The organism is Pseudomonas sp. GW821-FHT09A09, from assembly GCF_059418405.1.
The window spans coordinates 1-13,334 of the sequence record NZ_JBWKPU010000051.1; the positions used below are offsets into that span (position 1 = coordinate 1).

Consider the following 13,334-nt stretch of genomic DNA (forward strand, 5'->3'; position numbering starts at 1 on the left):
CCCCCCCCCCCCCCCCCCCCCCCCCCCCCCCCCCCCCCCCCCCCCCCCCCCCCCCCCCCCCCCCCCCCCCCCCCACAAGGGCCGTGCTCGTCACTCCTGTAACGCACAAGGACCCGCATGTCGTTCATCGAAAACAACCAGATCCACCTGCTCGCCGCCTTCTGGTTTGCCCTGTGCTGGGGCGGTTACACCCGTTATGCCACCTGGAAGGCCCGGGACACGGCCTGCCTGGCCAGTGTGTTGCACCTGTACCGCGAAGACTGGATGCGCCGCATGCTGCTGCGCGACAACCGTATCGCCGACGCCAGTGTGATCGGCAACCTGGAGCGCAACGCGTCGTTCTTTGCGTCCAGCACCTTGATCATCCTGGCCGGCATTCTCACCGTCCTCGGCGCTTCGGAGCGGGCGGTGTCGTTGCTGGCGGACATCCCCATGGTGCAGCAGGCGTCCCAGGGTATGTCGGAAATCAAGCTGCTGTGCCTGGCGCTGGTGTTTGTCTACGCGTTCTTCACGTTCAGCTGGTGCATGCGTCAATACAACTTTGCGGCGGTGCTGGTGGGATCGGCGCCGATGATCGGTGAACGACAGGTGTCAGAGCAGGAGCGCAATGCGTTTGCCCTGCGCGCGGCGCGGGTGATTTCCATGGCGGCCAACCAGTTCAACTTTGGCCTGCGCTCTTATTACTTCGGCATGACCATGCTCGCGTGGTTTGTCAGCCCCTGGTTGTTCATGTTGATGAGCAGCGGGGTGGTACTGGTGCTGTACCGGCGTGAGTTTCACTCCGATGTACTGCAGGTGATGGTCTATACCCCCACGGATACACCGTTGCCCGAGCCCGCCAAAGAACCTGCTTAATCCATTCAGTGTATTAACACGCGGACTAAAAACAGCAGACAAAGAAAAGCCCGCTATCTAAGCGGGCTTTCTTTATTGCAACAAAGCTATTTCAAGCCGCGGTCTCAAGAACCAGTGGCAGGGGTAGCAGGTGCTGCTTCTTTGGCGGCGGCTGCGTTCGATTCAGCCTGAGCTTTGGCAGCATCGGCGTTTTCTTTCGCAGCGTCGTTCACTTTATCCTGAGCCTTCGCCATGTCTTTCTGAGCTTGCTCGGAATGTGCAGCGGCGTCTTGGGCTTTGTCTTCGGATTTCTTGTCGCAGGCAGCGAGACCGAGGGCAGCGGCGAGCATCATGGAAATAGCTAAAGTCTTGCGCATGGGGTGTTTCTCCTTATTGAAGATATCTACTGGCCTTTCGAGCATGGCGGTTCGGCATTAGTTCCTTTTGTTTCATAGATATATAAATCGCTCGCGGGCAGGAACTTTATCTGCCCCGACCATTTTGCGGGTCAACACTAATAAGAGTCTGAAAATAATGACCGAAAATCCCCTGTTAGAGCGTGCGACGCGCTTTGTATCGGCCCTGCGCCATTGCCAGGTATTGGGCATTACCGCTCATCAGGCCAGCGAGGAGGGCATGACACTGATGTTGCCCTACGGGGCCCATATCGTCGGCGATCCCCAGACCGGTGTGATCCACGGCGGCGCGCTGACCTCCTTGATGGACACCGCCTGCGGCATGGCCACGCTGTGCGTGCTGCCTGAGTTCGAGGTGTGCCCGACCCTCGACCTGCGCATCGACTACATGCACCCCGCCGAACCCCACAAGCCGGTCTACGGCTTCGCGCAATGTTACCGAGTGACCACCGACGTGATCTTCACCCGCGGCTTCGCCTACCAGGATGACCCGCAGCAGCCTATCGCCCATGTCGTGGGCACGTTCATGCGCATGGGCAAGCGCCTCAAAGGCACGCAAGGGCTGGGCAACGCCATTAAAGGAGCGCAGGCATGACACACCGGTTCAAGACCCGCCTCGAGCAGGCTCACGAGCGTGGTGATTACGAGGCGCTGCTCAACCTGATCCCCTATGCCAAGCTGATTGGCATTGAATGCACCCGTTTAGGCGACGAGCTGCTGTTTCGCCTGCCAGCCAACAAGGACAATATTGGTAACCCCATATTGCCGGCGCTGCACGGTGGCGTGATTGCCGGCTTCATGGAGCTAGCAGCGGCCCTGCACCTGCTGGTCTTCACCGGCTCGCCGGGGCTGCCGAAAATCATCGACTTCTCCCTGGACTACCTACGTGCCGGACAGGCCCGCGACACCTACGCCAAATGCCAGGTATGGCGACAGGGGCGGCGTGTGGCGAACGTGGCGATCACCGCCTGCAGAGCACTCCAGCCGAACCGATTGCCACCGCCCGTGCACATTTCAAGATTGAGGAATCGGTGCGCCCTTGAAATCCCTGTCTTAGCCCCCAACTTTGATGACAACCCGCCGCCCACCTCGAAGGGCGGCCATTGCCATCCAATTGGAGTTTGATGACCATGAGTGTGGAAACTCAAAAGGAAACCCTGGGCTTCCAGACCGAGGTGAAGCAACTGCTGCACCTCATGATCCATTCGCTGTATTCCAACAAGGAAATCTTCCTTCGCGAATTGATCTCGAACGCCTCTGACGCTGTCGACAAATTACGTTTCGAAGCCCTGTCCAAGCCTGAGTTGCTGGAAGGTGGCGCCGAACTGAAAATCCGCGTGAGCTTCGACAAGGACGCCAAGACCGTCACCCTTGAAGACAACGGTATTGGCATGAGCCGCGAAGACGCGATCACCCACCTGGGTACCATCGCCAAATCCGGCACCGCCGATTTCATGAAGAACCTGTCGGGCGATCAGAAAAAAGATTCGCACCTGATCGGCCAGTTCGGCGTGGGCTTCTACTCGGCCTTCATCGTTGCCGACAAGGTTGAAGTGTTCAGCCGCCGTGCCGGTTTGGCTGCCAGCGAAGGTGTGCACTGGGCTTCCAAAGGTGAGGGCGAGTTCGAAATCGCCACCATCGACAAGGCTGACCGTGGCACCCGCATCGTGCTGCACCTCAAATCCACTGAAGATGAGTTCGCCGACGGTTACCGCCTGCGCAACATCATCAAGAAATACTCCGACCACATCGCCTTGCCGATCGAGCTGCCGAAAGAACAGGCCGCTGCCGAAGGTGAGGAAAAACCTGCCCAGGAATGGGAAGTGGTCAACCGTGCCAGCGCCTTGTGGACCCGTCCTCGTACTGAAGTCAAAGACGAGGAATACCAGGAGTTCTACAAGCACATCGCCCACGATTACGAAAACCCGCTGAGCTGGAGCCACAACAAGGTCGAAGGCAAGCTGGAATACAGCTCGTTGCTGTACGTGCCGGCCCGTGCTCCGTTCGACCTGTACCAGCGTGAAGCGCCGAAAGGCCTGAAGCTCTACGTGCAGCGCGTGTTCGTGATGGACCAGGCGGAATCCTTCCTGCCGCTGTACCTGCGCTTCATCAAGGGTGTGGTCGACTCCAACGACCTGTCGCTGAACGTGTCGCGGGAAATCCTGCAGAAAGACCCGATCATCGATTCCATGAAATCGGCGCTGACCAAGCGTGTACTCGACATGCTGGAAAAACTGGCGAAGAACGAGCCTGAGCAATACAAAGGCTTCTGGAAAAACTTCGGCCAGGTGATGAAGGAAGGCCCGGCTGAAGACTTCGCCAACAAGGAAAAAATCGCTGGCCTGCTGCGCTTCGCTTCGACCCAGGAAGAGGGTGGTGAGCAAGTGGTGTCCCTGGCCGAGTACCTGGCACGCGCCAAGGAAGGTCAGGACAAGATCTACTACCTCACCGGCGAAACCTACGCTCAGGTCAAGAACAGCCCGCACCTGGAAGTCTTCCGCAAGAAAGGCGTCGAAGTGCTGCTGCTGACCGACCGTATCGACGAGTGGCTGATGAGCTACCTCAGCGAGTTCGACGGCAAGTCCTTCGTCGACGTGGCCCGTGGTGACCTGGACCTGGGTAACCTGGACTCCGAAGAAGAGAAGAAGGAAGCCGAAGAAGTCGCCAAGGCTAAAGAAGGCCTGGTCGAGCGCATCAAGACCGCCCTGGGCGATGCCGTCAGCGAAGTGCGTGTATCGCACCGCCTGACCGATTCCCCGGCGATCCTGGCCATCGGCGAGCAAGACCTGGGCATGCAGATGCGCCAAATCCTCGAAGCCAGCGGTCAGAAGGTGCCGGATTCCAAGCCGATCTTCGAATTCAACCCGGCTCACCCGTTGATTGGGAAACTCGATAGTGAGCAGAGCGAAGAGCGTTTTGGCGACCTGTCGCACATCCTCTTCGACCAGGCGGCCCTCGCCGCTGGCGACAGCCTGAAAGACCCGGCCGCCTACGTGCGCCGACTGAACAAGCTGTTGGTTGAACTGTCGGTTTAACACCGTTGTAGAAAAACCCGCTTCGGCGGGTTTTTTCGTTCTAGTGCACCTCAACTGGAGTAAATGATGAGCCAAGTCACTGTACGTTCCGTGGTCTATCAGATTGATGGCCAGTCTTATGAAAGCCGTCTGGCGTTCGATGCCAGCCACAAAGGGGCGCTGCCAGGCCTGTTGATGGCGCCGAACTGGATGGGTGTGAGTGCAGGTGCTGAAGAGATCGCCAAGAGCGTGGCCAGCAAGGGCTACGTGGTGCTGATCGCCGACCTGTACGGGCAGACTGTACGCCCCTCGAATGGCGATGAAGCCGGCGCGGCGATGATGCCGTTGAAAAATGACAACGCCAAGCTGCTCAAGCTGATGCAAGTAGCGTTTGAACAGCTGCAGGGCCAGGCTGAGGTGGACACCTCGAAACTGGCGACCTTCGGCTTCTGCTTTGGCGGTTTCTGCTCGCTGGAACTGGCGCGTACCGGTGCACCCTTGAAAGCGGCCGTATCGTTCCATGGCACCATCGACACCCAGAACCCGGATGGCGCGAAACACGTCAAGGGCTCGGTGCTGGTGCTGCACGGTGCTTCCGACCCACTGGTGCCGAAAGAGCAACTGCCGAAGTTCGAAGAAGAAATGAACGCGGCCGGTGTGGACTGGCAACTGCTGAGCTACGGCGGTGCGGTGCATTCCTTCACCGACCCGCACGCCAATGTGCCGGGCAAGATGATGTACGACGCCAAGACGGCCAAACGGGCATTTACCTCGATGCACAATTTGCTGAATGAAGTGTTCAAGGCCTGATGGCCCCATCGCAGGCAAGCCAGCTCCCACATTTATTAACCTGTAGGAGCCGGCTTGCCGGCGATGACTATCTCACCGGCAACTCAATTCTCTCGGATTCACCCGGCACCGTCGGCCAATCCCCAGCCGCCCAGCGCTGCCTGGCCTGCTCGATCACCGCCGGATCACTCGCCACAAAATTCCAGTTGATTCGCCGTGGCCCATCCAGCGGCGCACCGCCAAACACCACCAGGTGGCAATCGCTTTCGGCAAACAGGGTCATTTCCCGGCCGGCCGGCAATACCACCAGGCTGTGCACCTCCAGCGCTTCACCGTCCAATTGCGCGTCGCCCTCCAGCACATACACCGCCCGCTCATCGTGCTCGTCCGGGATCAGCAAGGTGGTGGCCGTCTGCATCTGCACATCGGCGTACAACGTGGGCGAAAGCACCGGGACCGGTGATTTGAGGCAGAACCCACTGCCGGCGATCAGGCGGATCTGCACCCCCAGATTGTCGCTGACCGGCAAGCTCGCTGCCGGGTGATGGCTGTAATGCCCTGGGCCGGTTTCGTGGTCTTTGGGGGAGGCCAGCCACACTTGCAGGCCGTGCAGGCTGAAACCGCTGGCCTTGACCGCCTCGGGCGTACGCTCGACGTGGGCGATGGCACTGCCGGCGGTCATCCAGCTGACATCGCCGGCCTGCACCACTTGGTCCGAGCCCAGGCTGTCCTTGTGTTGCAACGTGCCTTCAAACAGGTAGGTGAGGGTCGATAGCCCGATATGCGGATGCTGGCGGATATTCATGCCGCTGCCCGGCGCGTAGCGGGTGAGCAACATATGGTCAAAAAACACAAAGGGGCCGACGCTGCGGCATTCCCGCGAGGGCAGCGGGCGCAGGATCGGCTGGCCCTCGACATCTTCGGGGCGAGGGCGGATCACGGTGAGGGTGGTCATGGGGCGTCCCTGTCTGAGCGGGTTAGAGGCCTCTTGAGCATAACCCGCTCGACGCCAGGTTGCTGCTACTGGCTGAAGGCGCCTTCCGACAGCTTCGTCTCGATGCTGACTTCTGCAGTCGTCATCAGCTTGTGCACGGGGCAACGGTCTGCCACGCGGTGCAGCTCGTCGCGCTGCTCATCGGTGAGCACGCCCTTGAGGGTGAGTTTAACGTTGAGTTTGTATTTGCCCTTTTGCTCTTCGCTGCTGTCATGGGTCACCTCGACGGTCACGCCGGTCAGCGGGATGTCTTTTTTCTGCGCGTAGAGCTTCACCGTCAATGCCTTGCAGGAGGCCAGGGCGGCGTCGAAGTAGTCGTGGGGGGACGGCGCCGAATCGTCGCCGCCCAGGCTCTTGGGCAGGTCGGTGAACAGCTCGTGGTTATTGATGTTCACGCTGTGGCGGAAGTTGTCGTGGTTCAGGGTATTGACGGTAACTGGCATGGTGAACCTCACAGGGCGGCAGGAGAAAGGGTCATGAAGGTATAGAGCATGCTGGCACTGTGGTGTTCCGTATTTATCCATCCAATGCCGTCGCGATTGTGCTGCGTATTGATATCGCGTTTTGGTCTTACGCAAAAAAGGACAAGGGCCGATACCTTTCATGAGACCTGCTGCAGGTGGATGCAGCGCATTTGGAAGGAATCCAGGCATGAGTATCCGTAGTCTGAATATCGCCCCCCGCGCCGGTCTGGGCTTCGGCGTGCTGGCGTTGATGGTGTTCGCCTTGGGCGGCTTTGCCCTGCTGCAGATGGCCAATATGCGCCAGCAGTCGGACCAGGTGGAAAACAACTGGCTGCCCAGCGTGATGGCGGTGGGGGAGATGAGCCAGGACCTGCTGCGGGTGCGCGCGCTGACCCTGCGTCTGCTGGTCAATCGCGATCCGCAGGCCCTGGCACAGAATGAACAGAAGCTGGTCGACCTCAAAAGTGGCCTGCACCACGCCCAAACCCTCTATGAAGCGCTGATCGTGCTGCCTGAAGAGCACGCGCTGTTTGATCGCTTCAAGGCCCAGGAGCAGCAATACCTGCAGCGCCAGGAGCAGGTCATGGGGTTCTCCAAGGCCAATCAGTTGGAAGACGCGATCAAAGTGGTCAACGGTGAGATGAACCAGTTGGCCGATGAAATGGCCGGCACCCTGCACGACCTGGTCGAGTTGAACAAAACCAATGCCAACCATGCGGCAAACCTCGCGCAAAGCGTGTTCAGCCAGTCCCGTAGCTGGGTGGTCGGCATGATTGTGCTGACGGCGCTGATCACCATCGGCCTGGCGGTGTGGCTGACGCGCAGCATTGTGCTGCCGCTGGCTCAGTCGCTGAAAGTCGCCCAAGGCGTGGCCAGCGGCGACCTGACGGGCGAGATAAGCATTACGGGCAAGGATGAGCCGGCGCGTTTGCAGCAAGCGCTCAAGGGCATGCAGGAGAGCCTGCGTGACACGATCCGGCGGATTGCCGAGTCGTCGAACCAATTGGCCTCGGCCTCCGAAGAACTCAGTTGCGTAACCGAAGACGCTACCCGCGGGCTGCATCAGCAGAACCAGGAAATCGAGCAGGCCGCCACGGCGGTGAACCAGATGACAGCGGCGGTGGAGGAGGTGGCAAGCAATGCGGTGGCCACGTCCCAGGCGTCCCGCGAGTCAGACCGCATCGCCCAGCACGGGCGCGAGCAGGTGCACCAGACGGTGGTGTCGATCGAAGCCCTGGCTTCGGACGTAACGGCCAATGCCACGCAGGTGGAGGACCTGGCGCAGAAGGTCTATGGCATCAGCAAGGTGTTGGACGTGATTCGCTCGATTGCCGAGCAAACTAATTTGCTCGCACTGAATGCCGCCATCGAAGCAGCACGGGCCGGAGATGCCGGGCGCGGCTTTGCGGTGGTGGCCGATGAGGTACGCGCGTTGGCCCATCGCACCCAGCAATCGACCCAGGAAATCGAGGTGATGATCAGCGGGATCCAGCAGGGCACCGACCAGGCGGTCAATTCCATGCAACTGAGCAACAGCCGTGCACGCTCCACGTTGGATATCGCCAAGTCGGCGGGCACTGCGCTGGAGGAAATTGCTTCGGCCTTTACCCTGATCAATGAGCGCAACCTGGTGATTGCCAGTGCCTCTGAGCAGCAGGCGGCAGTGGCGCGAGAGGTGGATCGCAATTTGATGAATATTCGCGATTTGGCGCACCAGACGTCCACCGGGGCGAACCAGACCAGTGCGGCGAGCCAGGAGCTATCGCGGTTGGCGGTGGATTTGAACACCATGGTGGCGCGCTTTTCGGTGTAGGGTGCAAGCTCTCGTTGGCCCAATCGCAGGCAAGCCAGCTCCCACAGTGACCGAGTACATCCTGAAGGAATGCGGTCACTGTGGGAGCTGGCTTGCCTGCGATGCAGACGACGCGGTCCTGAATTGATTGCCCATAAAAAAGCCCCGAACCAGTCGGGGCTTTTTCATGCAATCAAGCTGCAGGCCTTACTTGCCCTGCCAGCGTTTCAGCACCAGGGTGGCGTTAGTGCCACCGAAGCCGAAGCTGTTGCTCATCACGGTGTCGATTTTTGCGTTCTCGACGGTCTTGGTCAGGATCGGCATATCAGCCACAACCGGATCAATTTCGTCGATGTTGGCCGAACCGGCAATGAAATTGCCTTCCATCATCAGCAGGCAGTAGATCGCTTCGTGAACGCCAGCGGCGCCCAGGGAGTGACCCGACAGGCTCTTGGTGGAGCTGATGGCCGGCGCCTTGTCGCCGAATACCGCACGCACGCCTTCCATTTCCTTGGCGTCGCCGACCGGAGTCGAAGTGCCGTGGGTGTTCAGGTAGTCGATTGGGGTATCCACGGTGGACATTGCCATCTGCATGCAACGGATGGCGCCTTCACCACTCGGGGCAACCATGTCGTAGCCGTCGGAAGTTGCGCCGTAGCCGACGATTTCCGCGTAGATCTTGGCACCACGGGCCAGAGCGTGTTCCAGCTCCTCGACCACTACCATGCCGCCACCGCCGGCGATGACAAAACCGTCACGCTTGGCGTCGTAGGCGCGGGAGGCCTTTTCCGGGGTTTCGTTGTACTGGGTGGACAGGGCGCCCATGGCGTCGAACAGGAACGACTGGCTCCAATGTTCTTCTTCACCGCCGCCAGCGAACACGATGTCCTGCTTGCCCAGTTGGATCTGCTCAACCGCAGTGCCGATGCAGTGAGCACTGGTGGCGCACGCGGAGGAGATCGAGTAGTTCACGCCCTTGATTGCAAACGGCGTGGCCAGGCAGGCCGAAACGGTGCTGCCCATGGTCCGCGTGACACGGTACGGACCAACGCGCTTCACGCCTTTTTCGCGCAGGATGTCCAGCGCTTCCATCTGGTTCAGGGTCGATGCGCCGCCGGAGCCGGCGATCAGGCCGGTGCGTACGTTCGATACCTGGTCTTCGCTCAGGCCGGAGTCGGCGATCGCGTCTTTCATGGCCAGGTAGGCATAGGCGGCAGCGTGGCCGACGAAGCGGTAGATCTTGCGATCAATCAGTTCTTCGAGGGGCAGGTCGATGGAGCCGGAAACCTGGCTACGCAGACCCATTTCGGCATATTCCGGGTTGAAGCGGATGCCAGGGCGACTTGCACGCAGGTTAGCGGTGACGGTCTCTTTGTCATTGCCCAGGCAAGAAACGATGCCCAGACCAGTGATAACGACGCGGCGCATGCGGATAACCCTTAAAAGTTGTCAGTGGAAGTGAATACGCCGACCCGAAGGCCTTCGGCAGTATAGATCTCGCGACCGTCGACAGTCACCGAACCGTCGGCGATGGCCAGGTTCAGCTTGCCCTTGAGGACGCGCTTGATTTGAATGTTGTAGGTGACTTTCTTGGCGCTTGGCAGTACCTGGCCAAAGAACTTCACTTCGCCCGAACCCAGGGCGCGACCGCGGCCCGGCAGGCCTTGCCAGCCCAGGTAGAAACCGACCAGCTGCCACATGGCGTCGAGGCCCAGGCAGCCTGGCATGACAGGGTCACCTTCGAAGTGGCAGGCGAAGAACCAGAGGTCCGGGGTGATATCCAGCTCGGCGACCAATTCACCTTTGCCGTACTTGCCACCCTCTTCGCTGATATGGGTGATGCGATCCACCATCAGCATGTTCGGGGCGGGCAGTTGCGCGTTACCTGGGCCGAACAGCTCACCGCGACTGCAGCGCAGCAGGTCTTCCCGAGTAAAGGCGTTTTGTTTGGTCATGCGAGCTCCTCAATAATCCCATGCGGCAGGGTAGGGCAAATCTTCCCGAACCGACTGAAGCGTTACGCCTCATACCGGCAGCCTACACATAGACTATTGCGTTGTAGTGAAAGTCACAGCGTCAAGGCACTGAATGTACACTTGTTCACTGAAATTTTAAACCGGGCCTGTTTATCGGCCCGTTCGGGTGCCTAAGACTGCCGCACTTTCGTCTTTGATGCCAGTCGGAGTTGGCTGATGGCGCGGCGCTATTGCACCCAGCGCTGCAGGATTTGCTGCAAATCCGTGCGTTTGAACGGCTTGGCCAGGTAATCGTTCATTCCGGCTGCCAGGCAGGCTTCGCGGTCGCCCTGCAAGGCGTTGGCCGTCAGGGCGATAATCGGCAGGTCGGCGCAGCCCGGCAGTTGACGGATCTGCCGGGTGGCTTCGTAACCGTCGATCAGCGGCAAGCGGCAGTCCATCAGGATGGCCGTGAAAATCAGGCTCTCGGCGCTGCGGATCGCCTCGGCACCGTCGGTGGCCAGGCTCACTTCAAAGCCCAGGCTGCGCAGCATGGCCTCGACCACGGTGCGATTGACCGGGTTGTCCTCCACCAGCAACACATGCCGACCCTCCCCGGCACTGCCTTTACCGCTGGCGTCCAGGGTGATGGCGGGCAAACTCTGCTGGTCGATGGCCAGCGGGATTTCCAGTGTAAACACGGAGCCCCGGCCTTCTTCGCTCTGGGCGCGCAGCGTGCCGCCCATGCGTTCGGCCAGTGTGCGGGCAATCGGCAAGCCCAGGCCGGTGCCGCCGTAACGTCTTGAAATGGAACTGTCGGCCTGCTGGAACGCATCGAACATCAGCTCCAGGCGTTCCGCGGAAATCCCGATGCCGCTGTCGCGCACGGTGCAGGTGAACCACACCAACTCGTGGTCCAGGGTCTGCCACTGGGGTTCGACCGTGACGGTGCCGTGCTCGGTGAACTTCAGCGCGTTGCCGATCAGGTTCACCAGGATCTGGCGGATGCGCGTCGGGTCGCCCTGCACGCGCAACGAGGCCATACCTGCCGGAATCGGCAGTTCCAGGGCTAGCCCGCGCTGTTGGGCACTGTGCTGGAACGCCTGGGCGCAGCTGCTGATCAGCTCGGCAAGGTTGAACGGGATATGTTCCAGCTCCAGCGCGGCGCGCTCGATGCGCGAGAAATCGAGGATGTCGTTGATGACTTTGAGCAGGTGTTCGGTGGACTCGGATGCCAGCGCCGCGTATTCGGTCTGCTCTTCGGTCATCTCGGTGGTTTCCAGCAGCTGCAACATGCCCAGCACGCCGTTCATCGGCGTGCGCAGTTCGTGGCTCATCATCGCCAGGAAGTCCGACTTGGCATTGTTCGCCCGTTCCGCTTCTTCGCGGGTCTGGATCAATTGCGCCATGGCCTGCTGCTGTTCGCGGCTGGCCTGGTTGAGGCCCTCGGCCAGGTTGTTGATATGCCGCGACAGGTCGCCCAGCTCCGAGTCATCCACAATCGGCAGGGGTGTCTGGTAATCCCCTTGCTGGATGGCCTTCACCGCGTGGCCCATCGCGCTGATCGGCTGCGACAGGCTGGCCGCCAGGCGCCGGGCAAGCAGGAAGGTAAACAGCAGGGCGAACAGCGCCAGGATGCCGGCCTTGAACAGGATCTCCTGCTGGCGCTGGCTGAAGGCGTCGTTGGACATGCCGACGATCACGCGGCCCAGGTAGTCCGCGCGGGGCGCCTTGGGTTCGTTCAGGTTGTCCTGGAAGAAGTCATTGCCCAGTTGGATGTGCTGCAGGCGAATCGGCGCCTGGAAGACTTTGACCGACAACGAGCGGTCATGTTTTTCCGACGGTTGCTCGACGTACACCAGGATGTTCTCGGTGCTGTCCTGGATTTCCAGGAAGCGCACATGGGGCGTGGCCAGCGTGGCGCGCAACAGGCTGTCGAGCACATCATTGTTGCCGGAAATCACCCCGTATTCGGTGGCGGGGGCGAGTTGGTTGGCGATCAGTTGGCCGGTGTGATCCAGTTCCTGACGCAGGTCCTGGATACGCACGAAGGTAAAGAAGCTGATCAACAGCAACGTCAGCAACAGCGCCGGGCCCAGGGTAATGAGCTGGGTGCGGGTGTTGATGTCCCAACGACGACGCAAGGTCATGGGCGTTTTTCTCCTTCGGCCAAGCGGGCGGCGACGGCGACTTCATCCACCTGTTCGATGCCCAGTGAGCGCGCGACTTGCGGGTTGCCCACGACTTTGAAGTGTTCCGGGTACAAGGTGCGCGGCCAGTTGGCGGGCGGGTGGTCCAGCAAGCGGTCGAGCACGGCCAGCCAATCCGCCTGGTCGCTGTAGGTGCTGGCCAGGCTGCCGGCTCGCACAAACCCTGCGTTGGGCCCTATCAGCGGCAATTGCTGGGCGTAGCTGCTGAGCAACAAATTCTTCGCGGTTTTCGGGTTGTACAGCTGTGGGTCATCGAGGCCTAGCAGCACGTCGCTGTTTTTGAACAGGGTTTGCAACGGCCGACTGTCGCTGATGTTGTCCCAGCGCTGCGGCACGATTTCCAACCCTTTGGGCGTCGCGTACTGGCGCAGTTCCGGCAGCAGGAACTCACTGTCGGCGCCGTAGAGCACGCCGATGCGCCGTGCCTGAGGCAGGATGCTGGCGATCAGGTTCAGTTGGCGTTCCAGCGGCGGGTCGCTCCACAGCAGGCTGATTTTGGCCGGGTGGGCGGTGCCCAGGCGTTGCCGGGCTTGCAGGCGGCTGATGCGCAGCACCAGGGTCGGCGGGCCCTGGGTGTCTTGCAGGCGCCAGTCGAGGCCGGGCAAGTCCAGCAGGATCAGGCGCGTGCTGGCGGGCAGTTGGTTCGGCGCAGGCAGATCCTTGAGCGCCGTGAACGTGACGTGGTCTTCGGGGCGCTGCTGGGCGAGCGCTTGGGCAAAGGCCTGGACCCCGGCACTGTCTTCGGCGGCGGTCAGCAGGATATCGGCGCTCCACGCCGGTGCCGTCAACAGCAGGCACGCCAGCAACAGGCCGCGTCGCCACAGGCGTGAAACAAAGAGGAGGGTCATCCGTGACTGATCGCCCAT

12 protein-coding genes and 1 pseudogene are annotated in these 13,334 nt (G+C 60.7%); 6 read left to right on the plus strand and 7 right to left on the minus strand.

Annotated elements, in window-relative coordinates; translation table 11 throughout:
- The first annotated feature begins 117 nt into the window (after nt 1-117).
- Nucleotides 118-855: a DUF599 domain-containing protein gene (locus tag AC07OV_RS28370; protein ID WP_494998962.1), complete on the plus strand. Its 738-nt coding sequence runs from the start codon at nt 118-120 to the stop codon at nt 853-855.
- Between the two features lie 104 nt (nt 856-959).
- Here the strand turns inward: AC07OV_RS28370 and AC07OV_RS28375 are convergent, their stop codons facing one another.
- Nucleotides 960-1,211, minus strand: coding sequence for a hypothetical protein (locus AC07OV_RS28375; RefSeq protein WP_012723095.1), 252 nt, complete (start codon nt 1,209-1,211; stop codon nt 960-962).
- 157 nt (nt 1,212-1,368) lie between these two features.
- On the opposite strand from AC07OV_RS28375, the gene AC07OV_RS28380 reads away from it, so the two are divergent.
- From AC07OV_RS28380 to AC07OV_RS28395, 4 genes and pseudogenes are all read left to right on the plus strand, one after another.
- Complete coding sequence (locus AC07OV_RS28380) at nt 1,369-1,845, plus strand: PaaI family thioesterase (protein WP_495093457.1); 477 nt, start codon at nt 1,369-1,371, stop codon at nt 1,843-1,845.
- A pseudogene (locus AC07OV_RS28385) lies at nt 1,842-2,293 on the plus strand (PaaI family thioesterase). The gene AC07OV_RS28380 and the pseudogene AC07OV_RS28385 overlap by 4 nt, the downstream one beginning before the upstream one ends.
- A gap of 87 nt (nt 2,294-2,380) precedes the next feature.
- A complete protein-coding gene (gene htpG, locus AC07OV_RS28390) occupies nt 2,381-4,285 on the plus strand; it encodes a molecular chaperone HtpG (RefSeq protein WP_495093458.1) in 1,905 nt (634 codons plus the stop codon).
- A gap of 66 nt (nt 4,286-4,351) precedes the next feature.
- Nucleotides 4,352-5,074 carry a dienelactone hydrolase family protein gene (locus AC07OV_RS28395; protein WP_495093459.1) on the plus strand — a complete coding sequence of 241 codons (723 nt, stop codon included), beginning with the start codon at nt 4,352-4,354 and terminating at the stop codon, nt 5,072-5,074.
- 67 nt (nt 5,075-5,141) lie between these two features.
- Here AC07OV_RS28395 and AC07OV_RS28400 read toward each other — a convergent pair whose 3' ends face one another.
- Together AC07OV_RS28400 and AC07OV_RS28405 are read right to left on the minus strand one after the other, a co-directional pair.
- Nucleotides 5,142-6,008 carry a pirin family protein gene (locus tag AC07OV_RS28400; RefSeq protein ID WP_176996486.1) on the minus strand — a complete coding sequence of 289 codons (867 nt, stop codon included), beginning with the start codon at nt 6,006-6,008 and terminating at the stop codon, nt 5,142-5,144.
- Nucleotides 6,009-6,073: 65 nt separating this feature from the next.
- Nucleotides 6,074-6,490: an OsmC family protein gene (locus AC07OV_RS28405; RefSeq protein WP_176996485.1), complete on the minus strand. Its 417-nt coding sequence runs from the start codon at nt 6,488-6,490 to the stop codon at nt 6,074-6,076.
- A gap of 208 nt (nt 6,491-6,698) precedes the next feature.
- Between AC07OV_RS28405 and AC07OV_RS28410 the strand changes: the two genes are divergently transcribed.
- Nucleotides 6,699-8,324 (plus strand): methyl-accepting chemotaxis protein, encoded by a 1,626-nt coding sequence (locus tag AC07OV_RS28410; RefSeq protein ID WP_495093460.1) that lies wholly within the window; start codon nt 6,699-6,701, stop codon nt 8,322-8,324.
- 186 nt (nt 8,325-8,510) lie between these two features.
- Here AC07OV_RS28410 and fabB read toward each other — a convergent pair whose 3' ends face one another.
- The 4 genes from fabB to AC07OV_RS28430 all read right to left on the minus strand — a co-directional run bounded on the left by fabB (nt 8,511) and on the right by AC07OV_RS28430 (nt 13,334).
- Complete coding sequence (fabB, locus tag AC07OV_RS28415) at nt 8,511-9,731, minus strand: beta-ketoacyl-ACP synthase I (protein WP_176996483.1); 1,221 nt, start codon at nt 9,729-9,731, stop codon at nt 8,511-8,513.
- 11 nt (nt 9,732-9,742) lie between these two features.
- Nucleotides 9,743-10,258: a 3-hydroxyacyl-[acyl-carrier-protein] dehydratase FabA gene (gene fabA, locus AC07OV_RS28420; RefSeq protein WP_003190035.1), complete on the minus strand. Its 516-nt coding sequence runs from the start codon at nt 10,256-10,258 to the stop codon at nt 9,743-9,745.
- 248 nt (nt 10,259-10,506) lie between these two features.
- Nucleotides 10,507-12,408: an ATP-binding protein gene (locus tag AC07OV_RS28425; protein ID WP_494998968.1), complete on the minus strand. Its 1,902-nt coding sequence runs from the start codon at nt 12,406-12,408 to the stop codon at nt 10,507-10,509.
- Nucleotides 12,405-13,334 (minus strand): ABC transporter substrate-binding protein, encoded by a 930-nt coding sequence (locus AC07OV_RS28430; protein ID WP_495093461.1) that lies wholly within the window; start codon nt 13,332-13,334, stop codon nt 12,405-12,407. The genes AC07OV_RS28425 and AC07OV_RS28430 overlap by 4 nt, the downstream gene beginning before the upstream one ends.

Excerpts from the sequence above, each read along its gene's own strand:
- AC07OV_RS28405 (WP_176996485.1), bottom strand. The coding sequence starts at position 6,490 with ATGCCAGTTACCGTCAATACCCTGAACCACGACAACTTCCGCCACAGC.
- fabA (WP_003190035.1), bottom strand. The coding sequence starts at position 10,258 with ATGACCAAACAAAACGCCTTTACTCGGGAAGACCTGCTGCGCTGCAGT.
- fabB (WP_176996483.1), bottom strand. The coding sequence starts at position 9,731 with ATGCGCCGCGTCGTTATCACTGGTCTGGGCATCGTTTCTTGCCTGGGC.
- AC07OV_RS28375 (WP_012723095.1), bottom strand. The coding sequence starts at position 1,211 with ATGCGCAAGACTTTAGCTATTTCCATGATGCTCGCCGCTGCCCTCGGT.
- AC07OV_RS28410 (WP_495093460.1), top strand. The coding sequence starts at position 6,699 with ATGAGTATCCGTAGTCTGAATATCGCCCCCCGCGCCGGTCTGGGCTTC.
- AC07OV_RS28430 (WP_495093461.1), bottom strand. The coding sequence starts at position 13,334 with ATGGGCGATCAGTCACGGATGACCCTCCTCTTTGTTTCACGCCTGTGG.
- AC07OV_RS28400 (WP_176996486.1), bottom strand. The coding sequence starts at position 6,008 with ATGACCACCCTCACCGTGATCCGCCCTCGCCCCGAAGATGTCGAGGGC.
- AC07OV_RS28380 (WP_495093457.1), top strand. The coding sequence starts at position 1,369 with ATGACCGAAAATCCCCTGTTAGAGCGTGCGACGCGCTTTGTATCGGCC.
- AC07OV_RS28425 (WP_494998968.1), bottom strand. The coding sequence starts at position 12,408 with ATGACCTTGCGTCGTCGTTGGGACATCAACACCCGCACCCAGCTCATT.
- AC07OV_RS28395 (WP_495093459.1), top strand. The coding sequence starts at position 4,352 with ATGAGCCAAGTCACTGTACGTTCCGTGGTCTATCAGATTGATGGCCAG.
- AC07OV_RS28370 (WP_494998962.1), top strand. The coding sequence starts at position 118 with ATGTCGTTCATCGAAAACAACCAGATCCACCTGCTCGCCGCCTTCTGG.
- htpG (WP_495093458.1), top strand. The coding sequence starts at position 2,381 with ATGAGTGTGGAAACTCAAAAGGAAACCCTGGGCTTCCAGACCGAGGTG.